The sequence below is a fragment of the Nonomuraea sp. NPDC050643 genome (genome assembly GCF_040654715.1).
Taxonomy (GTDB): Bacteria; Actinomycetota; Actinomycetes; order Streptosporangiales; family Streptosporangiaceae; genus Nonomuraea.
The window spans coordinates 1-25,628 of the sequence record NZ_JBFAIM010000038.1 but is presented as its reverse complement, the minus strand read 5'-3'; the positions used below and the strand labels follow the sequence as shown (position 1 = coordinate 25,628).

General features: G+C 69.6%; 22 protein-coding genes, 1 pseudogene and 1 riboswitch. Of the genes and pseudogenes, 11 read left to right on the top strand and 12 right to left on the bottom strand.

Annotation, left to right across the window (positions count from 1 at the left end; all coding sequences use genetic code 11):
* Nucleotides 1-21: 21 nt before the first annotated feature.
* Nucleotides 22-1,998 carry an adenylate/guanylate cyclase domain-containing protein gene (locus AB0I15_RS38575; protein WP_358107147.1) on the bottom strand — a complete coding sequence of 659 codons (1,977 nt, stop codon included), beginning with the start codon at nucleotides 1,996-1,998 and terminating at the stop codon, nucleotides 22-24.
* 245 nt (nucleotides 1,999-2,243) lie between these two features.
* On the opposite strand from AB0I15_RS38575, the gene AB0I15_RS38570 reads away from it, so the two are divergent.
* The gene (locus AB0I15_RS38570) at nucleotides 2,244-3,182 is read left to right on the top strand and encodes a hypothetical protein (protein WP_358107145.1); all 939 of its coding nucleotides are present in this window, start codon (nucleotides 2,244-2,246) and stop codon (nucleotides 3,180-3,182) included.
* Nucleotides 3,183-3,234: 52 nt separating this feature from the next.
* On the opposite strand, the gene purL is transcribed toward AB0I15_RS38570, so the two are convergent.
* From purL to purS, 4 genes are all read right to left on the bottom strand, one after another.
* A complete protein-coding gene (gene purL / locus AB0I15_RS38565; RefSeq protein WP_358107143.1) occupies nucleotides 3,235-5,484 on the bottom strand; it encodes a phosphoribosylformylglycinamidine synthase subunit PurL in 2,250 nt (749 codons plus the stop codon).
* Entirely contained in the window at nucleotides 5,481-6,161 is a 681-nt protein-coding gene (gene purQ / locus AB0I15_RS38560; protein WP_358107141.1) for a phosphoribosylformylglycinamidine synthase subunit PurQ, read from the bottom strand. Before purQ ends, purL begins: the two co-directional genes overlap by 4 nt.
* Nucleotides 6,162-6,299: 138 nt before the next feature.
* Entirely contained in the window at nucleotides 6,300-6,686 is a 387-nt protein-coding gene (locus AB0I15_RS38555; protein ID WP_358107139.1) for an ATP-binding protein, read from the bottom strand.
* A gap of 221 nt (nucleotides 6,687-6,907) precedes the next feature.
* On the bottom strand, nucleotides 6,908-7,153 hold the full coding sequence (gene purS / locus AB0I15_RS38550) for a phosphoribosylformylglycinamidine synthase subunit PurS (protein ID WP_358107136.1): 246 nt from the start codon (nucleotides 7,151-7,153) through the stop codon (nucleotides 6,908-6,910).
* Nucleotides 7,154-7,378: 225 nt separating this feature from the next.
* On the opposite strand from purS, the gene pdhA reads away from it, so the two are divergent.
* From pdhA to AB0I15_RS38530, 4 genes are all read left to right on the top strand, one after another.
* Nucleotides 7,379-8,470: a pyruvate dehydrogenase (acetyl-transferring) E1 component subunit alpha gene (pdhA, locus tag AB0I15_RS38545; protein WP_358107133.1), complete on the top strand. Its 1,092-nt coding sequence runs from the start codon at nucleotides 7,379-7,381 to the stop codon at nucleotides 8,468-8,470.
* Nucleotides 8,467-9,447 carry an alpha-ketoacid dehydrogenase subunit beta gene (locus tag AB0I15_RS38540; protein ID WP_358107130.1) on the top strand — a complete coding sequence of 327 codons (981 nt, stop codon included), beginning with the start codon at nucleotides 8,467-8,469 and terminating at the stop codon, nucleotides 9,445-9,447. Before pdhA ends, AB0I15_RS38540 begins: the two co-directional genes overlap by 4 nt.
* A 10-nt stretch (nucleotides 9,448-9,457) precedes the next feature.
* Nucleotides 9,458-10,885 (top strand): dihydrolipoamide acetyltransferase family protein, encoded by a 1,428-nt coding sequence (locus AB0I15_RS38535; protein WP_358107127.1) that lies wholly within the window; start codon nucleotides 9,458-9,460, stop codon nucleotides 10,883-10,885.
* 135 nt (nucleotides 10,886-11,020) lie between these two features.
* Nucleotides 11,021-11,314 (top strand): Dabb family protein, encoded by a 294-nt coding sequence (locus AB0I15_RS38530; protein WP_358107124.1) that lies wholly within the window; start codon nucleotides 11,021-11,023, stop codon nucleotides 11,312-11,314.
* Here AB0I15_RS38530 and AB0I15_RS38525 read toward each other — a convergent pair.
* The 3 genes from AB0I15_RS38525 to AB0I15_RS38515 all read right to left on the bottom strand — a co-directional run bounded on the left by AB0I15_RS38525 (nucleotide 11,311) and on the right by AB0I15_RS38515 (nucleotide 14,461).
* Entirely contained in the window at nucleotides 11,311-11,574 is a 264-nt protein-coding gene (locus AB0I15_RS38525) for a hypothetical protein (protein ID WP_358107121.1), read from the bottom strand. The genes AB0I15_RS38530 and AB0I15_RS38525 overlap by 4 nt on opposite strands.
* 32 nt (nucleotides 11,575-11,606) lie before the next feature.
* A complete protein-coding gene (locus tag AB0I15_RS38520; RefSeq protein WP_358107118.1) occupies nucleotides 11,607-12,545 on the bottom strand; it encodes an MBL fold metallo-hydrolase in 939 nt (312 codons plus the stop codon).
* Between the two features lie 110 nt (nucleotides 12,546-12,655).
* A complete protein-coding gene (locus tag AB0I15_RS38515; RefSeq protein WP_358107115.1) occupies nucleotides 12,656-14,461 on the bottom strand; it encodes an acyl-CoA dehydrogenase in 1,806 nt (601 codons plus the stop codon).
* Nucleotides 14,462-14,551: 90 nt separating this feature from the next.
* Here AB0I15_RS38515 and AB0I15_RS38510 point away from each other — a divergent pair, with 90 nt between their 5' ends.
* From AB0I15_RS38510 to AB0I15_RS38500, 3 genes are all read left to right on the top strand, one after another.
* On the top strand, nucleotides 14,552-15,361 hold the full coding sequence (locus AB0I15_RS38510) for a methyltransferase domain-containing protein (RefSeq protein ID WP_358107111.1): 810 nt from the start codon (nucleotides 14,552-14,554) through the stop codon (nucleotides 15,359-15,361).
* 25 nt (nucleotides 15,362-15,386) lie between these two features.
* Nucleotides 15,387-15,447, top strand: a riboswitch (guanidine-III (ykkC-III) riboswitch).
* 29 nt (nucleotides 15,448-15,476) lie between these two features.
* The gene (locus AB0I15_RS38505) at nucleotides 15,477-15,791 is read left to right on the top strand and encodes a multidrug efflux SMR transporter (RefSeq protein WP_358107108.1); all 315 of its coding nucleotides are present in this window, start codon (nucleotides 15,477-15,479) and stop codon (nucleotides 15,789-15,791) included.
* 31 nt (nucleotides 15,792-15,822) lie between these two features.
* Nucleotides 15,823-16,209, top strand: a complete 387-nt coding sequence (locus AB0I15_RS38500) for a VOC family protein (RefSeq protein ID WP_358107105.1) — start codon at nucleotides 15,823-15,825, stop codon at nucleotides 16,207-16,209.
* A 5-nt stretch (nucleotides 16,210-16,214) separates the two neighbouring features.
* Here the strand turns inward: AB0I15_RS38500 and AB0I15_RS38495 are convergent, their stop codons facing one another.
* Nucleotides 16,215-16,664 (bottom strand): hypothetical protein, encoded by a 450-nt coding sequence (locus AB0I15_RS38495; RefSeq protein ID WP_358107102.1) that lies wholly within the window; start codon nucleotides 16,662-16,664, stop codon nucleotides 16,215-16,217.
* Nucleotides 16,665-16,740: 76 nt separating this feature from the next.
* Between AB0I15_RS38495 and AB0I15_RS38490 the strand changes: the two are divergent.
* Nucleotides 16,741-17,151, top strand: a pseudogene (locus AB0I15_RS38490) (GNAT family N-acetyltransferase); the annotation flags it as partial.
* A 42-nt stretch (nucleotides 17,152-17,193) separates the two neighbouring features.
* Nucleotides 17,194-17,664, top strand: coding sequence for a GNAT family N-acetyltransferase (locus AB0I15_RS38485; protein ID WP_358107387.1), 471 nt, complete (start codon nucleotides 17,194-17,196; stop codon nucleotides 17,662-17,664).
* On the opposite strand, the gene AB0I15_RS38480 is transcribed toward AB0I15_RS38485, so the two are convergent.
* On the bottom strand, nucleotides 17,651-19,657 hold the full coding sequence (locus tag AB0I15_RS38480; protein WP_358107099.1) for a molybdopterin oxidoreductase family protein: 2,007 nt from the start codon (nucleotides 19,655-19,657) through the stop codon (nucleotides 17,651-17,653). The genes AB0I15_RS38485 and AB0I15_RS38480 overlap by 14 nt on opposite strands.
* Before the next feature lie 234 nt (nucleotides 19,658-19,891).
* Between AB0I15_RS38480 and AB0I15_RS38475 the strand changes: the two genes are divergently transcribed.
* On the top strand, nucleotides 19,892-22,267 hold the full coding sequence (locus tag AB0I15_RS38475; protein WP_358107096.1) for a lysylphosphatidylglycerol synthase transmembrane domain-containing protein: 2,376 nt from the start codon (nucleotides 19,892-19,894) through the stop codon (nucleotides 22,265-22,267).
* On the opposite strand, the gene mgrA is transcribed toward AB0I15_RS38475, so the two are convergent.
* Nucleotides 22,236-23,234, bottom strand: coding sequence for an L-glyceraldehyde 3-phosphate reductase (gene mgrA, locus AB0I15_RS38470; RefSeq protein ID WP_358107093.1), 999 nt, complete (start codon nucleotides 23,232-23,234; stop codon nucleotides 22,236-22,238). The two genes, AB0I15_RS38475 and mgrA, sit on opposite strands and share 32 nt — an antisense overlap.
* Nucleotides 23,231-25,321, bottom strand: a complete 2,091-nt coding sequence (locus tag AB0I15_RS38465; protein ID WP_358107090.1) for a S9 family peptidase — start codon at nucleotides 25,319-25,321, stop codon at nucleotides 23,231-23,233. Before AB0I15_RS38465 ends, mgrA begins: the two co-directional genes overlap by 4 nt.
* Nucleotides 25,322-25,628: the final 307 nt, after the last annotated feature.

Here is a 25,628-nt window from a genome sequence, read left to right as displayed (position 1 = left end):
GTCGGTAGTGGCCTCCCCCTTCTATCCCATTTCGGTCAGAACGTAGGCCGCAACCAGTTCTTCCTTTCCCTTGAGGTTGAGCCGTCCCAGCGGGTTCACCGTCACGTTGGGCCCCAGTTGCTTGAGCGTCGTCTCGCCGATCACCACCGTTCCCGGCTCGGCGATGCCCTGGAGCCTGGCGGCCACGTTGACGGCGTCGCCCATCGCGTTGAACCCGCGCAGCTCGGGGCTGCCGATGTTGCCGACGAGGGCGGGACCCGTGTTGACCCCCACCCGGAACGTCGGCCACTCCACGCCGTCCTCCATCCGCCAGGCCATCTCCTCGGCGATCTCGGCGGCGGCCTGCTGCATGTCGAGCGCGGCCCGGCAGGCGGCGCGCGCGTGCCCCGTCTGCATGGCTGGGGCGTTGAACAGGGCCAGCAGCGCGTCGCCGACGAACTGCACGATCGTGCCGCCGTTGTTGAGAATGCAGGGGACGGCGGCCGTGTGGTAGCGGTTGAGCATCTCGACGATCTCGCCGGGCGTGACCTTCTCCGAGAAGGTGGTGAAGCCCTTGAGGTCGGCGAAGAGCGCGGTCAGCTCCTTCAGCTCGCCGCCCAGCGCCGCCTGCCCCGGGTCGGCGAGCAGCGCGTGTGCCACGTCGGGCGACATGTACTGGTGGAAGAGCGTGTGCAGCTCCGAGTAGAGGCGGGCGTTCTCCAGCGAGATGGACAACTGCCCGGCCAGCGTGGCGGCCAGCGCCTCGTCCTGGTTGGTCCGCCCGACCGGCACCTCCAGCACGCCCGCCAGGTTCCCCTTGACGGTCAGCGGGAAGGCGAGCAACTGGTCGCGCTTGATCGGGTTGCCGTCGTCGAACTGGTAGTGACGCGAGCCGATCTGCGTCTTGCCGTCGGCCACCAGGGCGATCTTGACGTCGCCGTACGCCTGCCGCACCCGCTCGAGCGAGGTGGTCAGCAATTGGTCCTCGGGCAGGCCGATCCTGGTCTGCGCGCTCACGGCCACCAGCGCGGCCAGCCGCTCCGACAGCTCCCGCTCGTTGGCCAGCGCCTCGCCCGCCCGGTCGAGCACCGCGGCCTGGCTCTCGTTGAGCCGGAACTTGCCCGACAGCCGGGTGGCCGCCAGCGGCTCGCCCCTGCGCACGTGCTCGACCATCTCCTCCAGCGCCTCCGCGTAGTCGCGCTGGATGCGCGCCACGGTCGCCGCCAGCGTCACCGAGTCGAACAGGCCCGCGCTGGAGCCCTCGCGCCTGAACTGCAGGTAGGCGCTGTAGGCCACGAACACGAAGGCGAGGGTGAGCAGGAGGTGCCACTCCCACCAGGACAGGTGCCAGTTGAGCTGCGACATCCCGGCGACCATGGATTCGGCCAGCAGCGCGTACGCGGTGATCAGGCTGATCAGCATGGCCGACGGGCGACGCCGGTGGAGCAGGAACATCATCACGGTGGCGGCCACGTACAGGAGCAGGCCGGGGATGGAGGCCCAGGCCAGCCAGGGGACCGGGGTGACCGGGGGCGGGTCGCTGAGCGCCGTCAGGCCGGGCACCAGCGACGCGATCCCCCACAGGACCATGAAGCCCAGCAACGCCCCGCGGATGAAGTGCTGCGCGTTGAGCACGGTCTTGGCCGCCTGCTCGCCCAGCGGCAGGGCCGAGGTGAACGCGAACACCGCCGCGACCGAGAGCCCCACCTGCTGGCCCACGTCGAAGCCGAGCGAGCCGATCGGCAGGATGATCATCGGGGTGGCCAGGCCGTGCATGAAGAAGAAGCCGGCGCTGCTGAGGAAGACCATGGACACCAGGAACAGCCGCGCGTCCTGGCGCCGCCGCGACGCCTCGCTGATCATCAGGCCGAGGAACACGTTGATCCCGGCCACGACGATGATCAGCCAGAAGTGGCTCGGGTTGTGGTGCCACTCGATGTTGATGGTCGGCTGCGCGAGCAGCAGCCAGAGGCCGAGCAGCGGCAGGACGAGGTGGATCCCCCAGACGACGCCGCGCACAGGTTGCGTGGCGGGAGGAAGGTAAGGGGTGGGACCAGGGATTGGCACAGACCGATTATCCACGGGCGATCGCCGCCGCCAACGCGTCCTTTTACATACCCGTGTCGGCAACTATCGGTCAATCACGTCAGTAACCCTCTGTTTCGTGATGGATACGTTACGTAATTCTTGTCATCCCTTGGAACGTTTGAAACGTGACTCTCATGCACCACATGAGCAACACACGTTCCTCTGGAAGGAAAGCCGTGGCTATCAAGGTTCGCGGCGGGCGCACGATCACGCTCGCCACCGTCGGGGCGCTGGCCGCCTCGCTCCTCGCCATCGGTGGCACCGCCACCGCCTCCTCCGCCGGCGCGGCCGAGGTGCACGCCTGCGTGCACAAGAAGACGCGGTACGCACGCATCGTCAACCCGTCCACCAAGTGCAGGAGGACGGAGGAGCGAATCCTGATCGGCGGCGGCACGTCCACGACCACCGTCCAGCAGGGCCAGCAGGGTGAGCAGGGCAGGCCGGGTCCGCAGGGCCCCAAGGGCGACACCGGCCTCAGCGGACCGCAGGGCCCCCAGGGCAAGCAGGGCCCGAAGGGCGACGCCGGCCCGCAGGGCCCGAAGGGGGAGCAGGGACCGAAGGGCGAGCAGGGCCTGCCCGGCAAGCAGGGGGAGCAGGGGCCGAAGGGTGACACCGGCCCGCAGGGCCCGAAGGGCGCGACCGGTCCTGAGGGGCCGAAGGGCGACCGCGGCCTGCCCGGCTCGAAGGGCGACAAGGGTGACAAGGGTGACAAGGGCGACCGCGGCTTCCAGGGCCCCAAGGGCGACGCCGGCCCGCAGGGTCCGAAGGGCGAGCAGGGGCCGAAGGGTGAGCCCGGCAGCGGCGCCAACTACACGACGTACGTCAAGACCGCGTCCATCAACTCGACCGGCGAGGAGACGGCCAGTTGCGGGCAGGGCGGCATGGTGACCGGCGGCGGCTTCTCGTTCGGCACGCTCAAGAACGCCGTCGTCATGAGCAGCGCCCCTGAGGGCAACGGCTGGTCGGTCTACGTGGCCAAGGACGACAACGGCTACGGCAACAACTCCGTGGCCGACACCCCCGCCACCGGCGAGACCGCCAAGACCACCACCAGTGGCAACCACGGCACCAGCGTCAACGGCACCGTCTACGTGGTCTGCCTGAAGAAGGCGTAACACGCGAAAGAGGGCCGGTACGCGGTGGCGTACCGGCCCTCGTGCGGAAACCTCAGCCGAACAGCGCGGGAAGCGCCGCCGAGTGCGTTTCCCGCAGCTCCTCGACCGGCACCTCGAACACGCCCTCGATCATCAGCGACGTCCCGCCGGTCCTCCCGAGCCCGTAGCAGGGCACCTCGTGCCGCCCGCACAGCGAGGCGAACTCGTCGTACGCCTCCGGCCGCACGACGACCAGCGCCCGCGCCGCGGACTCGCTGAACAGGTCGGTGAAGGCGTCACCGCTCAGCGCCACCGAGGCGCCGATGCCCCGGGCCAGGCAGGACTCGGCCAGCGCGATCGCCAGCCCGCCGTCCGACAGGTCGTGCGAGCCTTCGAGCAGCCCCCGGCGCGCCGACTCGACCAGCACGGTCGCCAGCGCCTGCTCCGCCTGGAGCGCGGCGTGCGGCGGCAGCCCGCCCAGGTGGCGGTGCGCCACGTGCGCCCACTCGGAGCCGCCGAACTCCTCGTGCGTGTCGCCGAGCAGCACGACCCGCAGCCCCTCGGCGACGAATCCGGTCGGCACCCGCTTGGCCACGTCGTCGATGACGCCGAGCACGCCCACGACCGGCGTCGGGTGGATGGCCGCCGAGCCGGTCTGGTTGTAGAAGGAGACGTTGCCGCCGGTCACCGGCACGCCCAGCGTCCGGCAGGCGTCGGCCAGGCCGCGCACGGCCTCGGCGAACTGCCACATGACCTCCGGGTCCTCGGGGGAGCCGAAGTTGAGGCAGTTGGTGACGGCCAGCGGCTTGGCCCCGGTCACGGCCACGTTCCGGTACGCCTCGGCCAGCGCGAGCTGCGCCCCCGCGTACGGGTCGAGCTTGGCGTAGCGGCCGTTGCCGTCGGTGGACAGCGCGATGCCGCGGGTCGTGGGTTCGGCGCCTGCGATGACCTCGGAGATCCGCAGCATGCCCGCGTCGGCCGGCTGCGCCAGCACGGTGTTGGAGCGGACGTAGCGGTCGTACTGGGAGGTCACCCACTCTTTGGAGGCCAGGTTGGGCGAGCCGAGCAGCTTGAGCAGCGTCTCGCGCAGGTCGGAGGGCCGTTCGAGCCGGTCAACCGTGTCGGCGTTGAGCGCGGCCTGCCCGGCGGGCTCGTGGAACGGGCGCTCGTAGACGGGCCCGTCGTCGGCGGCGGTGCCCGGCGGGATGTCCACGATGACCTCGCCGTCCCAGGTCATCACCAGGCGGCCGGTGTCGGTGACCTCGCCGATGACGGTGGCGGGCACGTCCCACTTCTCGCAGATCGCCAGGAACGCGGAGATGTCGTCGGGCCGGACCACGGCCATCATCCGCTCCTGCGACTCGCTCATGAGGATCTCCTCGGGCCTGAGCGAGGGGTCGCGGAGCGGGACCAGGTTGAGGTCGACCCGCATGCCGCCGGTGCCCTTGGCGGCCAGTTCGGTCGTGGCGCAGGAGACGCCGGCCGCGCCGAGGTCCTGGATGCCCACGACCACGTCGGCCGCGTACAGCTCCAGGCAGCACTCGATGAGCAGCTTCTCCATGAACGGGTCGCCCACCTGCACGGCGGGCCGCTTGGCCTGCGACTCGTCCTCGAACGTGGCGCTCGCCAGCACCGAGGCGCCGCCGATGCCGTCAGGACCGGTGGAGGCGCCGAACAGCACGACCTGGTTGCCGGGGCCCGGTGCGGTGGCCAGCTTGATCTGGTCTTTGCGCAGCAGGCCGACGCAGAGCGCGTTGACCAGGGGGTTGCCGATGTAGCAGGGGTCGAAGGCGACCTCGCCGCCGATGTTGGGCAGGCCCAGGCAGTTGCCGTAGGAGCTGATGCCCTCGACCACGCCCGGCAGCACCCTGCGGGTGTCGACGGCGTCGGCGCCGCCGAAGCGCAGCGCGTCCATGACGGCGATCGGGCGCGCGCCCATCGACATGATGTCGCGCACGATCCCGCCGACGCCGGTGGCCGCGCCCTGGTGCGGCTCGACGTAGGACGGATGGTTGTGCGACTCGATCTTGAACGTGGCCGCCCAGCCGTCGCCGATGTCGACCACGCCGGCGTTCTCGCCCATGCCCACCAGCAGCGCCTCGGACTTGGGGGCCTTGGTGGCGAACTGCCGCAGGTGCACCTTGGACGACTTGTACGAGCAGTGCTCGGACCACATGACGCTGTAGATGGCCAGCTCGGAGCCGGTGGGACGGCGGCCCAGGATCTCTTTGACCCGGTCGTACTCGTCCTGCTTCATCCCCAGCTCGGCGAAGGGCATCGGCTCGTCGGGAGTCTCGGCCGCCCGCTGCACGCTGTCGGTCATGCGTTCACCAGATTCTTCAGGATGGAGGTGAAGAAGCCCAGGCCGTCGGTGCTGGGGGCGCCGACGAGCTCCTCGACGGCGTGCTCGGGGTGCGGCATGAGGCCGACCACGTTGCCCGCCTCGTTGCGGATGCCGGCGATGTCGTTGAGCGAGCCGTTGGGGTTGCCCAGATAGCGCACGACCACGTGGCCGCCCGCCTCGAGCGCGGCCAGGGTGTCGTCGGAGGCGACGTAGCGGCCCTCGCCGTGCTTGATCGGCAGCACGATCTCCTGGCCCCGCTCGAAGGAGTTGGTCCAGGCGGTCGCGGTCTGCTCGACCCTGATGCGCTGGTCACGGCAGACGTAGTGGAGCGAGCCGTTGCGGGTCAGCGCGCCGGGCAGCAGGTGCGCCTCGCACAGGATCTGGAACCCGTTGCACGTGCCGATCACCGGCAGCCCCGCCCTGGCGGCGGGGATGAGCTCGTCCATGAGCGGCGCGAACCGCGAGATGGCGCCGCAGCGCAGGTAGTCGCCGTAGGAGAAGCCGCCGGGCAGGAAGACGGCGTCGACTCCCTTCAGGTCGTGGTCGGCGTGCCACAGCGGGACCGCCTCGGCGCCCACGAGGCGCACGGCTCTGGCGGCGTCCTGGTCGTCGAGAGTTCCTGGAAACGTGACTACGCCCACGCGGGCAGCGCTCATGACAGTCGTCCCCTCCGGAGGAATGCGCGCGCCACCGCCCTTGCGGGGTGGACGGCGGTGTAATCAGGTTATCGGGTGCTCTGAAATGGTCCGCATCGGCTCGCGCGGCCGGACGCACAGGCCGGGCGAACGGGCAGGTCAGACCGCGGCCAGCTCGCGGGGACGGGCGTCGGCCCCATCTTCCCAGGCGAGCAGCTTACGCAGGTGGACCGTGGTGCCCCGGCCGGGCGTGATGCCGAAGGAGATCTCGTCGACCACGGAGCGCATGATCAGCAGGCCGCGGCCGTTCTCGGTGTCGGGAGGGGGAAAGCAGGGCGGGAACGACGGAACGCCGTCACCGTTGTCCGCGACGCGCACGTCGCACTGTCCGTAGCCGATCGCCGCCGTCACCTCGTAGCGGTTGGCCGGCCCTCCGTGCCGAACCGCGTTGGAGCATGCCTCGGAGACGGCGAGCAACATGTCGGCGATGCACGTCTCGCTCACGTTGAGTGAACGCATGGCATCGCCAAGCACTCGCCTGACCATCGGTATGCCGATCGCATCCCGAGGCAGTGCCAACGAGAACTCAATATCCACCGGACTCCTCCGGGCGCCTGAATGTCACCTCGAGTAGGTTTCCCTGAGAAATCGGGGCTAACCGCAAAATCACGTTGTTGTTATTTAGTGTTGGCAAGCCCGTGGCATTGTGGCACGTCAGAACCCGGCTTTAACCGCCCAGGGGGAAATCCGGGGAGCAAAAGTGCCTTCTAGTCCTCAACCCGGACGCTGTAGTCCTCGATGACCGTGTTGGCGAGCAGGGTCTCGGCCATCTTGCGGACCTCCTCCAGCGCCGCCTCGTCGGCCGGGCCCTCAAGTTCGACCTCGAAGCGCTTGCCCTGACGCACGGCCGAGACGCCGGAGAAGCCGAGCCGGGGCAGTGCCCTGGCGATCGCCTGGCCCTGCGGGTCGAGGATCTCGGGCTTCAACATGACGTCCACGATGACGCGGGCCACTGCGTTCCTCCTGGGAGCGGTGGGTGAATGGGAAGCACAGCCTACCGGCGCGTGTGGCTGCCGACACAACGGGAACGGGGAGGACATGGGGCTTGCGCACAGGGCTGTGACGTCTGCCACGATGGCCCCAAACGCGTACGAACCACCACCTCATGGTTCATCGCAAGGTAAGGCTGGCCTAAGGTGGCAACCCCATCGACACCAGCCCCGACCAGCAGGAGTGGCATGACGACCGACGCCTCTCGCGGTGCGGAAGCACCCCCGGAGCTCGTCCAGTTGCTCACCCCGGAGGGCGAGCGGGTCGAGCACCCCGACTACGACATCGACCTGACCCCGGAGGAGATCCGGTCGCTCTACCGCGACCTGATGCTCGTCCGGCGCATCGACCTGGAGGCCGTGGCCCTGCAACGCCAGGGCGAGCTGGGCATCTGGGCCTCGCTGCTGGGCCAGGAGGCGGCCCAGATCGGTTCCGGCCGCGCGCTGACCGACTCCGACATGGCCTTCCCCACCTACCGTGAGCACGGTGTGGCGTGGTGCCGCGACGTCGACCCGGTGAAGCTGCTCGGCCTGTTCAGGGGGGTCAACCACGGTGGGTGGGACCCCAAGGAGCACAACTTCCACCTCTACACGATCGTGATCGGCAGCCAGACGCTGCACGCGGTCGGTTACGCGATGGGCATACAGCGCGACGACGCCAACGCCGCGACCATCGTCTATTTCGGCGACGGCGCCACCTCCCAGGGCGACGTCAACGAGTCGTTCATCTGGGCCAGCGTGTTCAACGCGCCCATCGTGTTCTTCTGCCAGAACAACCAGTGGGCCATCTCCGAGCCGCTGGAGAAGCAGACGCGCATCCCCCTCTACCGCCGGGCCTCCGGGTTCGGGTTCCCCGGGATCAGGGTCGACGGAAACGACGTGTTCGCCTGCCTGGCGGTGACGCGCAAGGCGCTCGAGGCCGCCCGTACGGGGCAGGGGCCGACGCTCATCGAGGCGTTCACGTACCGGATGGGCGCCCACACCACCACCGACGACCCCACGCGCTACCGGGTGGCCAGCGAGCTGGAGGCGTGGAAGCTGAAGGACCCGATCGAGCGGGTCAAGTCCTACCTGTTCAAGAACGAGCAGGCCGACCAGGCGTTCTTCGACTCCGTCGACGCCGAGGCCGACCAGCTCGGCGCGGACCTGCGCAGGCGCTGCCTGGCCATGCCCGACCCCGAGCCGCTCGACATGTTCGACCACGTCTACAGCGAGCCCCACGCCCTGATCGACCGGGAGCGCGCCCAGTTCGCCGCCTACTTGGAGGGGTTCGAAAAGTGAGTGTCATGAGCCTGTCCAAGGCGCTCAACGAGGGCATGCGCAAGGCCATGGAGGACGACTCCAAGGTCCTCATCATGGGCGAGGACGTCGGCAAGCTCGGCGGCGTGTTCCGGGTCACCGACGGCCTGCAGAAGGACTTCGGCGAGGACCGCGTGATCGACACGCCGCTGGCCGAGTCGGGCATCATCGGCACCGCGATCGGGCTGGCGCTGCGCGGATACCGGCCGGTGTGCGAGATCCAGTTCGACGGGTTCGTCTTCCCGGCGGCCGACCAGATCATCACCCAGCTCGCCAAGATGCCGATGCGCGCGCTCGGGGCGATCCGGCTGCCCGTCGTCGTACGCATCCCCTGCGGCGGCGGCATCGGCGCGGTCGAGCACCACAGCGAGTCGCCGGAGGCGTACTTCACCCACACGGCGGGGCTGCGCGTGGTCGCCTGCTCCAACCCGGCCGACGCCTACACGATGATCCAGCAGGCCATCCGCAGCGACGACCCGGTGATCTTCTTCGAGCCCAAGCGCCGCTACTGGGAGAAGGCCGACATCGACACCACCTCCACCGACTGGTGGACGCCGCTGCACAACGCCAAGGTCGTACGCCCCGGCACCGACGTCACGCTGCTGGCCTACGGCCCCATGGTCAAGACCTGCCTGGAGGCCGCCACGGCCGCCGAGGACGACGGGCGTTCGCTGGAGGTCATCGACCTGCGCTCGCTCAACCCGCTGGACGAGTCCGTGGTGATGGAGTCGGCGACCAGGACCGGGCGGGTCGTGGTGGTGCACGAGGCGCCGGTCAACAGCGGCTTCGGCGCCGAGCTCGCGGCCGGCATCACCGAGCGGTGCTTCTACCACCTGGAGTCGCCCGTGCTGCGGGTCGGCGGCTTCTCCACCCCCTACCCCCCGTCGAAGCTGGAGGAGCACTATCTGCCGGACCTGGACCGGGTGCTCGACGCCGTCGACCGGACCTTCGGCTACTGAGGGGATTGCCATGCGACGCGAGTTCAAGCTCCCGGACGTCGGCGAGGGCCTGACGGAGGCGGAGATCGTCCGCTGGCACGTCAAGGCGGGTGACGACGTCAAGGTCAACCAGATCGTCGTGGAGATCGAGACGGCCAAGTCGATCGTCGAGCTGCCCATCCCGTGGGACGGCGTGGTGGCGGGCCTGCTGGCCGACGAGGGCCAGACGGTCGACGTGGGCGCCCCGATCATCGCCGTGAACACCGGCGAGGACGACGGCCCCGCCGGCGCGGGCCGGGTCGAGGCGCTGGCCGACGACATGGTGCCGAAGCCGCCGGCGGAGGGCGCGGTCGAGCCCGGCGCCCACGGCAGCCCGGCGCCCAAGGAGGAGCGCCAGGCGGTCCTGGTGGGTTACGGCGTCAAGACCGGCGCCACCAAACGCCGCACCCGCAAGCAGCCGGCGGGCCGCATCGCGGCCAACCCGGTCGCCAACCCCGACCGCGTCGAGGTCGGCGGCCCCCGGGCCGGCCAGGCGGTGGAGGCGCCCGCCCCCGGGCCAGAGGTCGGTGCGGCGCCCGCGATGCCCGGCCGGGTGGCCGTGCTCGCCAAGCCACCGGTACGGAAGATGGCCAAGGACCTCGGCGTGGACCTGACGGCCGTCACGGGCACGGGCCCCCAGGGCTCGATCACCCGCGAAGACGTCCAGGCGGCGGCCCAGGAGGGCGAGGTCGTCACGGCGGCCCCGAGGCCCGCGCTCCAGCGCGAGGAGCGCATCCCCGTCAAGGGCGTGCGCAAGATGACCGCCCAGGCCATGGTCGCCAGCGCGTTCACCGCCCCCCATGCCACCGAGTTCCTCCAGGTGGACATGACCAGGACCATGGAGGCGGTCCAGCGCCTGCGCGCCCTGCCCGAGTTCGCCGAGGTCAAGGTCTCGCCGCTGCTCCTGGTGGCCAAGGCCGTGCTGACCGGGGTCGGCCGCCATCCGATGATCAACTCGGCGTGGGACGAGGAGGCCCAGGAGATCGTGGTCAAGCACTACGTGAACCTGGGCATCGCCGCCGCCACTCCGCGCGGCCTCGTGGTGCCCAACGTGAAGGGCGCGCACGAGCTGTCGCTCCCGGACCTGGCACGGGGGCTCGCCGAGCTCACGGAGACGGCCCGGGCCGGCCGTACGCAACCGGCCGAGATGTCCGCGGGCACCATCACGATCACCAACGTCGGCGTGTTCGGCGTCGACGGCGGCACCCCGATCCTCAACCCCGGAGAGTCGGCCATCCTCGCCTTCGGCCAGGTCAGGGACATGCCCTGGGTGGTGGACGGCGAGCTGGCGGTCCGCAAGGTGACGACGCTGTCGCTCTCCTTCGACCACCGGATCGTGGACGGCGAGCTGGGCTCGCTGTTCCTGCGCGACGTGGGCGCCATGCTGGAAGACCCGCTGCGCATGCTCGCCTGGAGCTGACCGGGGATACGGCGACCGCCGGGAGGACCCCTCTCCCGGCGATCGCCGTAGGCGGGACACCCGCACCCGACTACCTCAGAGGAGGGATGGGCCCGATCGAATACATCGATCCGGCCTCCGGATAAAGTTGCCCGCATGATCCGCCACATCGTGCTGTTCACCTGGACCGAAGACGCGACCGACGAGCAGAAGGCCGCCGTGACGGCCGAGCTGGGCAAGCTGCCCGGCCTCATCCCGCAGTTGCGCTCCTACACCGTGGGCGCCGACGCGGGCATCAACCAGGGCAATCACGAATACGGGGTGGTGGCCGACTTCGACAGCGTCGAGGACTACCTGGTCTACCGCGACCACCCCCAGCACCAGACGGTGATCGCCGAGCACATCAAGCCGATCCTGGCGAGCCGCGCCGCCGTCCAGCTCAGCCTTTAGAGATCAGGCGGGTTGTTCTCGCGGTGCATCAGCCGGCCGTCGGAGGTCTGGCCCCGCCGGGGAGCCAGCACGATGCTCAGCACCACCCCCACGCCACCGACGATCATGAAGATGACGCCGATGACATCCATGCGGACGCTCTCGCCGAACACATCGGGGTCGATCGCGAACTTCAGGATGGCGCCAAGCGTGAGGAAGAAGATGCTTACTCCGACACCCATGACGACCTCCAGGCAAACGGCTGGTACAGCCACGGTCATACCCGGCTATCACGGATCACACCCGTGACATGTCACGCGAGACACGACAGTGGTTCGCCGCCGTTGTAGGTGATCATGTCGAGTACGGCGGTGACCAGGTCGATCGGGGCGCCGAGGGGCCGGCCGTCGAGTTCGGAGTAGGCGCGGTGCAGGTTGCCCACGATGCGCTCCGAGTCCAGCAGCCCGCCCCACTCGCCGAGGTCGGTCTCCCTGGCCGCGTCCAGCGGCGACAGCCCCGCCGCCCTGCCGCGCTCGGCGGTCTCCTGCACGAAGCGCAGGTAGCCCTCGACCCGGTCGTACACCTCCGGCCCGCACACCTCGCCGTGCCCCGGCACGATCGTCTCGGCCCCCAGCTCCCTGAGCTGGTCGAGGGAGCGCAGCGCGCCCGCCACCGAGCCCATCAGCACGAACGGCGTGCCCCCGTTGAAGACGAGGTCACCGGCGAACAGCAGCCGCCGCTCCGGGATCCACACGTAGGAGTCGTTGGTGGTGTGGGCGGCGTGCCCGACGTGCCTCACCTCGCAGCGCAGGTCGTCGGAGTGCACCGTGATTCGGTCGGTGAAGGTCAGGAACGGCGGCGCGAGCTCCAACCGGCCCCACTCCACCTCGGGCGACCACGCCGCCCGGTAGGCCGGGATGCCGTCGGCGATGATCTGCTCGCGCACGCCCTCGTGCCCGACGATCGTGGCCTCGGGGAAGAGCCAGTTGCCGAACGTGTGGTCGCCGTGGTGGTGGGTGTTGATCAGCGTGGTGATCGGCCGGTCGGTGACCTTGCCGATGGCCTCGCGCAGACCCCGCGTACGGCGCTCGGTCGAGCAGGCGTCGACGCAGATGACGCCACGCCGCCCGGCCAGGAAGCCGGTGTTGTTGATCCACCAGCTCCCGTCAGGCTGGAGGTAGGCGTAGACGCCGTCCGACACCTCCTCCACGTGCGGCGGAGGCAGGGGATGGTCCTGGGCAGACGAACTCATGCCGGTGAAGCTACTCGCCACCGGCGCGCCTGACTGTGCCTTTCACGACAGAACGCCCGCGCGAAGGCGGGCGTTCTGCCGGTGCGACTGCCGCGGGTGGCAGAGGCGGACTAGAAGGCCTCTTCGGGCAGCTCCATGAGCTCCTGGCCGGTCGAGGCGAGCACGCGCCGCTCGGCGGTGAGCCGGGGCAGCACGGTCTTGGCGAAGAAGGAGGCGGCGGCCACCTTGCCGAGGTAGAAGGGATCCTCGGCCTCGGCCAGCCTGGCCAGGGCCACCTCGGCCTGGCGCAGCAGCAGCCAGCCGATCACCAGGTCGCCCAGGGAGAGCAGGAAGCGGGTGGTGTTCAGCCCGACCTTGTAGACCTCCGCGGGCGCCTCCAGGGAGCCGAGCGCCCAGCCCGCCATGATGTCGCCCATGGCCTTGACCTCGGCGGCGGCCTCGATGAGCAGCTTGCGCTCCTCCTTGAGCCGCCCGTTGCCGGCCTCGGAGCCGGCGAACTCGTTGATCTCGGCCAGCAGCGACCCGACGGCGGCGCCCTGGTTGCGCAGGATCTTCCTGAAGAACAGGTCGAGGCCCTGGATCGCGGTGGTGCCCTCGTACAGGGAGTCGATCTTGGCGTCGCGGATGTACTGCTCGATCGGGTAGTCCTGGAGGTAGCCGGAGCCGCCCAGGGTCTGCAGCGAGCGGGAGAGCAGTTCGTACGACCGCTCGGAGCCGACGCCCTTGACGATGGGCAGCAGCAGGTCGTTCATGGCGCTGGAGTGCCGGTCGTCGGGGTCGATCAGCAGGGCGTCCTGGAAGGTGGCCGTGTAGAGCACCAGGGCGCGCATGCCCTCGGCGTACGCCTTCTGCAGCATCAGCTCGCGGCGTACGTCCGGGTGGTGGGTCACGGTCACCCGGGGGGCGCCCTTGTCGGCCATCCTGGTCAGGTCGGCACCCTGCACGCGGGACTTGGCATATTCCAGGGCGTTGAGGTAGCCCGTGGAGAGCGTGGCGATGGCCTTGGTGCCGACCATCATGCGCGCGTGCTCGATCACCGTGAACATCTGCCTGATGCCCTCGTGCACCTCGCCGACCAGCCAGCCGACCGCCGGATGCTTGTCGCCGAACGTGAGCTCACAGGTCGTGGAGACCTTCAGGCCCATCTTCTTCTCAACATTGGTCACATAGACGCCGTTGCGCTCGCCGAGCTCGCCGGTCTCGAGGTCCACATGGAATTTCGGCACCAGGAACATCGACAGGCCCTTGGTGCCGGGGCCGTGGCCCTCGGGGCGGGCCAGCACGAGGTGGAAGATGTTGTCGGCCATGTCGTGCTCGGCGCTGGTGATGAAGCGCTTGACGCCCTCGATGTGCCAGCTCCCGTCGGGCTGCCGCACCGCCTTCGCGCGCCCGGAGCCCACGTCGGAGCCCGCGTCGGGCTCGGTCAGCACCATGGTGGCGCCCCAGTTGCGCTCGATGGCCAGCTCGGCGAAGCGCTTCTGGTCCCGCGTGCCCAGCTTCCACAAGGTGTAGGCGAAATTGGGGCCGGCGGCGTACATGTAGAGCGCGGGGTTGGCGCCGAGCACCATTTCGGCCGTGGCCCAGGCCAGGCTCCGCGGGATGCCGGGGCCGCCCAGGTCGGCCGGCAGGTCGAGGTGCGCCCAGCCGCCGTTCACCAGCGCCTTGAACGACTTCTTGAAGCCCGCGGGCACGGTCACCGAGCCGGTCGCCGCGTCGAACACGGGCGGATGCCGGTCGCCTTCCTCGAAGGAGTCGGCGAGGACGCCGGTCGCCAGGCGGTTCACCTCCTCCAGGAGGCTGCGGGCGACATCCTCGTCCACGTCCGGGAAGGGCCCCGTGCCGAGGATTTCGCGTCTCCCGAACACCTCGAAGAGGTTGAACTCCAGGTCACGCACGTTGCTCTTGTAGTGGCCCATGGGCGTCGATCTCCTTGAACCGAGGCGTCTGTACTGGCGAGTAACCTTACTCTGAAATGCTACCCGCGGGTAACCCGTGCCATGCATGGCATGCTCGTCTCCATGGACGCCGAAGAACTCGCCACCCGATGGCGAGAGCGACTGGATTCCTGGGCCATTCCGCCCGAGATCCTGGCCAAGGCTCCCGTGGATCCGTGGAGCCATTCGCCCGAGCGGTTCGGCACCCGTACCGACAGGGCGCTGGCCGAGCCCGACGACGGCCCCACCATGACGCGCCTGTCCGAGGGGCTGCCCGACAAGGGCACGCTGCTCGACGTGGGCTCCGGCCCCGGCGCGTCGTCGCTGCCGCTGCACGCGCGCATCGGCCACCTCTACGCCGTCGACACCTCCGCGTCCATGCTGGAAGGGCTGACGGCCCGGGCGGAGAAGCTGGGCGTCCCGGTCACGACGGTCGTGGGCCGCTGGCCCGACGTGGCGGACCGGGTGCCGGTGGCCGACGCGGCCGTGGCGGCCCACGTGGTCTACAACGTGCCCGACCTGGCCGCCTTCCTGCGCGCGCTCGACGGGCACACTCAGGGGCGGGTCGTGCTGGAGTTGCCGCACCGCCATCCCATGAGCTGGATGGCGCCGCTCTGGCAGCACTTCCACGGCGTCGACCGGCCGGTTCGGCCCATCGCCGAAGACTGCGTGGCGCTGGCCGCGGCGCTCGGGTTCGCCGTTCACGTGGAGGAGAGAGAGGCTCCCCTGGAACGTTTCACGTCGCTGGAAGAGCTGGCCGCGAGCGTGTGCCGCCGGGTCTGCCTCGACCCCGCCAGGGCGGAGGAGGTGGCCGGCACGGTGGTGGAGCTGGGCATGTGGCCGATGCCGCGCGACCGATGGGTCACGATCTGGTGGGAATGACCGTGCGTCCCGCGACGTTCACCCAGATGAGCTGAGAAGGCTCCCGGACGAGACGCGCCGTACCCGGAACGCCAAGACGACGCACCGAGTCACTCGTCTTCAGGGAGTTGTCATCGTGGCGTGGATTCTGCTCGTCCTGGCCGGCGTCTTCGAGGTCGCCATGGCCCTTTCGCTCAAGCTCAGCAACGGGTTCTCCCACCTGTGGTGGACCCTGTCGTTCCTGTCCATGGCCGTGCTCAGCTTCGGCCTGCTCTCGTACGCGCTCAAGACCCTCGACGTGGGCACCGCGTACGCCGTCTGGACCGGCGTCGGCGCGGCCGGCACCGCGGTGCTCGGCATGATCGCCCTGGGCGACGACGTCTCGCCGGCGCGCCTCATCTCGATCGCCCTGATCCTGGCCGGTGTCATCGGGCTACGAACACTGGCTTGACGTCTTAGGTGGTGTCGGGTTGGGTGGGCGGATGATCGAAATCCATGCCGTCACCATTGACGCCGCCGACCCGTACGAGATCGCCAGTTGGTGGAGCAAGGCCACGGGCCTGCCCCTGGGAGAAGGGGACGTGCCCGGGGACGACGAGGTGATGCTGCGTACCGAGCACGACCCGTTCCTGCTGTTCATCCGCGTGCCCGAGGGCAAGACCGTCAAGAACCGGATACACCTCGACGTCAACGGGACCGAGGGGCGGACTCGTGACCAGGAGGTCGAGCGGCTGCTCGGGCTGGGCGCGACCGTCTTCGACGATCGGCGCACGCCCGACGGCACCGGCTGGGTGACGATGCTCGACCCCGAGGGCAACGAGTTCTGTGTGTGCAGGAGCCAGGCGGAGAGGGAGGGGCAGAGCGGCTGATCGGGTCACCGCTCGGGACGCGCTCGTCCCCGCATCGTGAGCGTCAGGATGGCGGCGATCAGGTAGACGAGCGCGCCGTGCCACATTGCCTGCACGGCCGAGCCGAACACGCCCTCGCCGTCGAGCACGAGCTGCACGGGGTAGTCGAGGGCGGCCGCGAGACCGGCGGGCAGGAGCGCGAACTTCCACGGGTGCCGTAGGGACCACTGGCGCGCCTGACGGGTCACCCGGTCGCCCTCGTGCGGCTTGGCCACCGCGCCGATGGCGGCGATCAGGGCGAACAGGCTGATGCCCAGGCCCAGCGCCCACACCAGGTCACCGCCGCCGGTGAGCAGGCTGACCCCGGTGCCGGCCACGGCCACGACGCCGCCGCCGACTGCGGCGGCCTTCCAAGGGGCGCCCCGCAGAGCGGCGCCCGAGAGCGATATCTCATCGCGTCGGCTGATTTCGTTCATGTCACCCATGCTGCCTTTTGCCCACCCCTGGAGGCATCGGGGATGGACCCTGAGCCGCCCCTGACATGATTCGGGCATGCAGGAAATCGACATTGTGCACCTCAAGCCGGGTGAAGGCGAGCGGCTGCGGCGGATCCGGCTGCGCGCGCTCCAGGACTCGCCGGACTCGTTCGGCTCCTCGTACGGCCGGGAGATCGAGTTCGCCCCCGCCGAATGGGCGCAAAGACTGGAGAACCCCGAATCGCGCTGGTGGGTGGCCACGGCCGGCGACGCCGACGTGGGGCTCGTCCGCGTGCAGATGGAGGACGGCGTGGCGCACCTGCTGGCCATGTGGGTCGCGCCGGAGGCCAGGGGCGAGGGCCTGGGCTCCCGGCTGGTCGACGTGGCCGTGGCGTGGGCCAGGAGCGCCGGCGCCGAGGAGATCGGGCTCTGGGCCGTGGACCGGAACCGGGCCGCCCGCGCCCTCTACACGCGCAAGGGTTTCACCCCCAGCGGCAAGGTGATGGCGCTGCCGTCCAACCCCGCCCTCATGGAGTCCCACTACGTGCTGTCGCTGATCTTCCGCCAGGCCCGCAGGGAGGACGTGCCCGCCATCGTGGCGATGCTGGCCGACGACCACCTCGGAGCCGCCCGCGAGGGCGACCCGGGTGACGAGCGGTATCTGGCGGCGTTCGCGCGGATCGACGCCGACCCCTACGACGAGCTGATCGTGGCCGAGCACGACGGCAAGGTGGTGGGGACGATGCAGCTCACGTACCTGGCCGGGCTGTCGCGGCTGGGCGCCGAGCGGTGCCAGATCGAGGCCGTCAGGGTCTCCGCCGCCGCTCGCGGCCAGGGGCTGGGCCGCAAGATGATCACATGGGCGATCGGCCGGGCGCGGGCGCGCGGCTGCGCGATGGTGCAGCTCACCTCCGACAGATCACGTACGGACGCGCACCGCTTCTACGACTCCCTCGGCTTCACCGACTCCCACGTGGGATACAAGCTCACATTGAGGTGATCTCGACCAGGTTGTCGTGGAAGCCGGGCCCCCTGCCCATGTCCCCGTCCCGCTCGGCCACCACCGCGTTGGGGTTGGCGCCGCCGGGGCTGAGCTTGGGCCAGCGGCCCTTGGGCGAGGCCACGACCCCGGCCGACACCCGGTCGCTGATCTCGACGTCGGCCAGGAACTCGCCGCCGTCGTTGTGCACGCGTACGCGCTGGCCGTCCACCAGCCCGCGCGCCGCCGCGTCGGCCGGGTTGACCATCACCACCGGGTCCTTGGCGCGGCGCCGCAGCTCCGGGTTGTTGCCGAAGGTCGTGTTGAGGAACATGTGCGAGGCGGGCGTGACCAGCCGCAGCCGGTAGGGCGAGCGCCCCGCCTCGCCGGCCCAGTGCGGCGGCACGTACGCCTTGCCCCGCGGCGGGAAGCGCAGCCGCCCTGAGGACGTCGGGAAGCCCTCGGCGAACGGCGCGAACGGCTGCGGGTAGTTCATCCGCACCCAGCCCTCCTTGCGCAGCCGGTCCAGCGTGATGCCCTCCACCGAAGGATGACCGCTCGACAGGAGCTGCTCGGCCAGCTCCAGGTCCGAGTCGTACAGGGACGGCTCGGTCATCCCCATGTGCTCCGCCAGCCGCCGGAACGTCTCCGTCGTGGACAGGCACTCGCCGGGCGGCGCGGTCGCGGGCTCGTTCCACAGCAGGTACATGTGGCCGTACCCGGCGTGCAGGTCGTGGTGCTCGGTCTGCATGGTCGCGGGCAGCACGATGTCGGCGTAGTCCACGGTGTCGGTCGGGAACTGCTCCATGACCACCGTGAACAGGTCCTCGCGGGCGAGCTGCCGCCTGATCGCGTTGGCGTCGGGGGTGGAGCCGAGGGGGTTGGCGGCGTACACCCACAGGCACTTCACGTCGTCGAGCTGTGAGGCCAGCTTGGTCATGACCAGCGTCCGGACCGGCTTGGCCAGCAGGTCGTCGCGCCTGTCGACGTTCAGGTGGACGTGGCCGCTGGTGGAGAAGGCGACGCCGCCGCCGGGGTGGCGCCAGTCGCCGGTGACGCCGGGGATCGCGGCGATCGTCCGCATCGTGGTGCCGCCGCCCGCGTGCCGCTGCAGGCCGTGCGTGGCGCGGATCGCGGTGGGGCGGGTGTGGGCCAGGCGTATCCCCAGCCTGTGGACGGCCTCGGCCGGGATCCCGGTGATCTCGGCCACCTTGCCGACCGGGTGGTCCAGGATCTCCTCCCGGAACTCCGCCCAGCCCTCGGTGTGCTCGGCCAGGAACTCCTCGTCCTGCGCGTTCTCCGCCAGCACGACGTTGAGCAGCCCGAGCGCGAGCACGGCGTCCGTGCCCGGCCTGATCGCCAGCCACTCGTCGGCCTGGTCGGCGGTCCTGGTGCGGATCGGGTCGATGGCGACGACGTGGGCGCCGCCGGCCTTGGCGTCCTGGATGAACTTCCACAGGTGGTGCCCGCTGGTCAGCGTGTTCGTGCCCCAGAGCAGGATCAGCCTGGCCTGCGCGAAGTTCTCCGGGTCCATGCCGCCCGCGGTGCCGTTCGTACGCCACAGGCCGGTGCTGCCCGCCGCCGAGCAGATGTTGAGCCAGTGCTTGGAGGCGCCCAGCATGTTCCAGAACCGCCGCCCGGCCACGCCCTCGCAGCCCTGCAGATAGCCGAGCGTGCCGGTGCCCAGGTACGGCCAGATGGCCTGGCCGCCGTGCTCCTCGACGATGCCGCGCAGCCGTACGGAGATCTCGTCGAGCGCCTCTTCCCAGGTGATCCGCTCGAACCGGCCGGAGCCCTTCGGCCCGGTGCGGCGCATCGGGTGAAGGATGCGGTCGTCCGCCTGGGTGTGCTCCAGGTAGCGGTTGACCTTCACGCAGAGCGCGCCCCTGGTGTAGGGCTGGTCGGGATTGCCCCGCATCTTGACGGCCTTACCGTCCTGGACAGTGACCACCCAGGAGCAGGTATCCGGACAGTCAAGGGGGCATGCCCCCAAAACCCTCAATTCACCCGACATGGGTCACAGCCTACGTCTCCTGCCAGGCATGATGGCCGCACAGGATATCGGAGGTGAAGGGTGGGAACTCCACCGTGTAGCCTGCCCGATGCGACGACTGGGGGAGGCACCATTGAGGAGACTGGAAGCCTAGAGATCGTACGGTCCGCCCGGGAAGGTGCAGAATCGCTGTCGGTGGCCGATATCAGGGAACGAGACGATACGGAGGGCCTCTCGGGGGAGGGGGAACCAGCCGTGGCCGAATCGCGCGCGCACAACGACATCTACGTCGTGGAGCCACTGCTGCCCCAGCGCCTGCGCCGCCCTTCCGACCTGCTGCGCTTCTTCGCCACGCTGATCGTGCTCAGCGCGGTCATCCTGCTCGCCCTCGTCGCCAAGCAGACGCTCATCGGCCTGGAGGCCGACGTCCAGGACGGCGCCGAGCTCGTACCGCTGCTCAGCAGGATCGCCGCGTTCCTCGGCGGCGCGGCCGTGCTCATCGTGCCCGCCGCCTTCGCCGTCGAGCGGGTCTTCCACCGTGACGGCCTGCGGGTCGCCGAAGGACTGATCGCCGCCATCATCGGCATGGCCGGGTCGTTCCTGCTCGGCCAGTGGCTGACCGCGGGCAACATCGACGACCTGCGCGTGCTGCTGACCGGCGACCGGGCGATCGAGCCGCTCAACACGCTGCTCACCTCGGTCATCGCCTACTCCACCGCCGTCCGCATCTCCCGCCGCCCCACCTGGCGGATGCTGATGTGGGCCACGGTCGCCCTCTACATCCTCGCCTTCTTCTCCGGCAGGCAGATCACGCTGCCCAGCGCCATCGTCACCGTCCTGGTCGGCATGGCCATCGGCTACGCCACCCTCTACGGCGTCGGCAGCCCCAACACCAGGCCGCCGGGCAGCGCCGTGGTGGCCGCGCTGCGCAAGCTGTCGTTCTCGCCGCTCTCCGCCCGCCGCATCGAGGACGACCACCAGGGCAGCCGCCGCTACGCCATCGGCCTCATCGACGGCACCAGCCTCGACGTCACCGTGCTCGACCGCGACCGCCAGGTGGCCGGGCTCCCCTACCGGCTGTGGCGGCGCATCCGGCTCAACTCCGAGACCAGGCGCCGGGCGATCAGGTCGCTGCGGGCCGAGCTCGAACGCGAGGCGCTCATGGCGTACGCGGCCCAGGCCGCCGGCGCCAGCACGCCCCGCCTGCTCGGCACCAGCGAGATCGGCACCGAGGCCGCGCTGCTCGCCTACGAGCACCTCGACACCCGCCCGCTCGACGAGGTCCCCGACGACGAGATCGACGACGCCCTGCTCGCCCAGATCTGGGAGCAGGTCGAGCTGCTGCAGATCCAGCGCCTGGCGCACCGGCGGCTCACCGGCGACGGCATCCACCTCGACCGGGCCGGCCGCGTGGTGCTCACCGACGCGCGCAGCGGCGAGATCGCCGCCGGCGACCTGCTGCTCAGGCTCGACGTCGCCCAGCTCCTCACCTACCTGGCGCTGCGCGTGGGCCCCGAGCGCTCGGTCCGGACCGCGGCGGCCGTCATGGGCCCCGACTCACTGGCCGCCGCGATGCCGCTGCTCCAGCGCATCGCGCTCACCAGGGAGACCCGCGCGGCCCTGTCGAAGGCCAAGAGCGTGCTGCCCGGCCTGCGCGACCACATCGTGGCGCTCAAGCCGCAGGGCAAGGTCGAGGAGGTGCGCCTCGAGCGGTTCAGGCCGCGCACGTTGATCACGATCATCGCCAGCACCATCGCCGCCTACATCGTGCTCTCCCAGCTCAGCCAGGTCGACGTCTACCACGTCATCACCACGGCCAACTGGGCCTGGACGGGGCTGGCGCTGGTGGCCTCGTTCGTCAGCTTCGTGGCCGCCGCGCTGATGCTGCGCGGGTTCGTGCCCGAGCCCCTGCCGCTCTGGCGTACGGTGCTCGTGCAGTTCGCGTCCTCGTTCGTCAAGCTCGTCGCGCCCGCGGCGGTCGGCGGTGTCGCGATCAACACGCGCTACCTGCAGAAACGCGGCATCCCGCCGGCGAGCGCGGTGGCCAGCGTGGGCGCCTCGCAGCTCATCATGCTGGTCTTCCACATCGCGCTGCTGCTGCTGTTCGCCTACATCACCGGCTCGACCACGGCCACCTCGTTCACGCCGTCGCGCGGGCTGGTCGTGGTGCTGCTCGCGGTCGCGGTGCTCGTCGTGGCCCTGCTCGGCGTGCCGCCGCTGCGCAGGCTGCTGACCTCGCGGCTGCACAAGCTGTTCTCGAATGTGCTGCCCAGGCTGCTCGACGTGCTCCAGTCGCCGCGCAAGATGGTCGAGGCGTCGGTGGGCACGCTCATGATCACCATCATGTTCGTGCTGTGTCTGCACGCCTGCGTCGCCGCGTTCGGCGGCTCACTGAGCTTCACCGCCGTCGCGGTCGTCTTCCTGACGGCCAACGCGATCGGCTCGGCCGCGCCCACACCTGGCGGTCTGGGCGCGGTCGAGCTGGCGCTCGTGGGCGGCCTGGTGCTGGCCGGGGTGCCCAAGGAACTGGCCACCTCGGCCGTCCTGCTGTACCGGCTGCTCACGTTCTGGCTGCCTGTGCTTCCCGGCTGGGCCTCCTTCACCTACCTCCAGCGGCACGAGGACCTGTGAGCTTCTCGATGGACCGAAGTTCGTCCTCGGTGAAGTCGGGGCCGTCCACGCAGGCCACGTTGTCCTCGAGCTGCTTCACGCTGCTCGCGCCGATCAGCACGCTGGTCACCCTCGGGTCCCTGAGCGTCCACGACAGCGCCATCTGAGCCAGCGTCTGCCCCCTGGTCTTGGCGATCTCGTTGAGGTCGCGCGCCAGGTCGCGGTCGATCTGGTCCTCGCTCAGGAACCGGCTCGTGGCCGCTCGCGAGCCGGCCGGCACGCCGTCCAGGTAGCGGTCGGTGAGTAGGCCCTGGGCCAGCGGCGAGAACACGATGCAGCCCATCCCCGCCTCCTCCAGCGCGTCCAGCAGGCCGTCCTCGATCCACCGGTTGATCATGGAGTAGGACGGCTGGTGGATGAGCAGCGGCGTGCCCAGCTCGCGCATGATCCGCGCGGCCTGGGTGGTCTGCTCGGCCGAGTAGTTGGAGATGCCCGCGTACAGCGCCTTGCCCGAGCGCACCGCCCGGTCGAGCGCGCCCATGGTCTCCTCCAGCGGCGTGCCCGGGTCGGGACGGTGGCTGTAGAAGATGTCGACGTAGTCGAGGCCCATGCGCTGGAGCGACTGGTCGAGGCTCGCCAGCACGTATTTGCGCGACCCCCACTCGCCGTACGGGCCCGGCCACATGTCGAACCCGGCCTTGGTGGAGATGACCAGCTCGTCCCGGTAGGGGAGGAAGTCCTCGCGCAGGATCCGGCCGAAGTTCCGCTCCGCCGACCCGTACGGGACTCCGTAGTTGTTGGCCAGGTCGAAGTGCGACACCCCGAGGTCGAACGCCCGGCGCAGGATCGCCCGCGAGTTCTCGATCGGCCGGTCGTCGCCGAAGTTGTGCCACAACCCCAGAGAGACCGCGGGCAGCTTGAGACCGCTGCGACCGCTGCGGTTGTAGGGCTGACGCTCGTAGCGCTGGTCGTCGGCCTGATAAGTCATGACGTGCCCCTCTCGATGATCCAGGAAAGCGCGAAGGCCTCCTCACGCCAGGCGTCGTAACGCCCGCTGCGGCCGCCATGCCCCGCGCCCATTTCCGTCTTCAGCAGGAACGGCCCACCGCTCGCCGTCACCCGCAGCCTCGCGATCCACTTCGCCGGCTCGTGGTAGAGCACGCGCGTGTCGTTCAGGCTCGTGATCGCCAGAATCGGCGGGTACGGCCTGCCGTCCACGTTCTCGTACGGCGAGTAGCTCTTCATGTAGGCGTAGACGTCGGCATTATGCAGGGGATCGCCCCACTCGTCCCATTCGATCACGGTCAGCGGGAGAGAGGGGTCGAGAATGGTGTTCAGGGCGTCAACGAACGGCACCTCGGCCACCACCCCCGCGAACTCCTCGGGAGCCAGGTTCGCCGCCGCGCCCATCAGCAGGCCACCGGCCGACCCGCCCCTGGCGATGACCCGCTCGCTCCAGCCGGCCGCCTTCAGGTGCCTGGCCGCGGCCACGAAGTCGGTGAACGTGTTGCGCTTCCTGGTGAGCTTGCCCTCTTCGTACCAGTGGCGGCCCATCTCGCCGCCGCCCCGCACGTGCGCGATGGCGAAGGCGAAGCCGCGGTCGAGCAGCGACAGCCTCGGCACCGAGAAGCTGGGATCGATGGAGGTCTCGTAGCTGCCGTACCCGTAGAGCACGGTCGGGGCGGGCCTGGCCGCGTCCTTGCGCTTGACGATCGACACGGGGATCTTCGTGCCGTCCTCGGCCGTGGCCCACTCGCGGAACTGCTCGTAGTCGGCCGGGTTGTAGCCGCCCAGCACCGGGCGCTGCTTGAGCAGGATCAGCTCGTGCGTGTCGAGTTCGTAGTCGTACACGCTGGGCGGGGTGACCATGCTCGTGTAGGCGAGCCTGAGGCGCGTGGTGGTGAACTCGGGGTTGCCGGCGGGGCCGACGTCGTAGAGAGGCTCGGGAAAGTCGATCTCGTACGCGTTCCGCTCCGCCGCCGCCACCCGCTCGCCCCACGTCTCCCCGGCCGGGCTGTAGGGGAGCACGCGCAGCCCCGTCAGGCCGTCGCGGCGGAAGTGCACCACGGCATGGTCGGAGAACGCGTCGATGTCGAGAAGCCTCGTGTCCTCACGGTGGGCGATCAGCGGGGTCCACGCGCCGGGGTCGTCGATCGGGGCGGTGGCCAGCTCGAAGTTCTCGGCGTTCTCGTTGTGGAGCACGTAGAAGAAGTCGCCCGCGTGCTCGACGTTGTACTCGACACCGGTGGTCCTGGGGCGCACGACCCGGAACTCGCCCGTGGGGTCGGTCGCGTCGAGGAGCCGCACCTCACTGGTGATCTTGCTGCCCGTGCCGAGAACCAGGTAGCGCTCGCTGCGGGTCAGCCCGATGCCGACCCAGTAACGCTCGTCGCCCTCCTCGTAGACCAGCACGTCCTCCTGGGTCCCCAGGGTGTGCCGGTAGACCTGGTAGGGACGCCAGGCGTCGTCCACGCGCGTGTAGAAGAACGCCGAGCCGTCGGCCGACCAGGCGCCCCCGTAGAAGATGTCGGTGATCTCGTCGGGGAGCACCTCACCGGTCTCGAGGTTCTTGAACTTGAGCGTGAAGCGCTCGGCGCCCTTGTAGTCGGTCGAGAACGCCAGCATCGTGCCGTCGGGGGTGACGGAGCTGGTGCCGACCGAGAAGAACGGGCTGTCGCCGGCGAGCTCGTTGCCGTCGAGGATCACGTGCTCGCGGTCGAGCCTGACGCCCGGGGTGATCACCGGCGGCGCGTCACTGTCGGCCGGTACGCGGCAGGAGACGGCGTACTGCTTGCCCTCCTCGGTGCGGGTGAAGTACCACCACGCGCCCTTGCGGCTGGGCACCGACAGGTCGGTTTCCTGGGTGCGGCCCTTGATCTCCTGGAACACCTGCTCCTGGAGCTCGGAGAGGTGAGCGGTCTCCTGTTTGAGAAAGTCGTTCTCGGCCTCCAGATAGGCCGTGGTATCTGGATCCTCCTTGTTGCTCAGCCAGGCGTACTCGTCGATGACGATGTCGCCGTGATGAGTGCGCTCCGTCGGAACCTTCTTCGCCACTGGCGGTGTGTTGCTGCTCACGTGGGGAGTCTATGTTCGGTTGTGATCGTTCCGTTGCCGGGGAAGATGTCGATCCGGTCCGAGAGGTCGGGAGCGCTGCTAATCTTTAGGAGCTGACGCAGTGCAGCGCAACCCTCCTCCTTCACCTAGGTGACTTTGGTGTGTTGCGTCACGAATGTCGGCAATCCCTTCCGGCTCGCGGGTCTGGAGATCGATTCGCAGATCGGTCGACAGGCTGGTAAGTTAGAGGGGTTGTCTCCGAAAGGGGACAGAGCTTAATTCCCGCAGAACGAGCAGGGCCGGTCAATTTGACAGGGACTTGAACGGC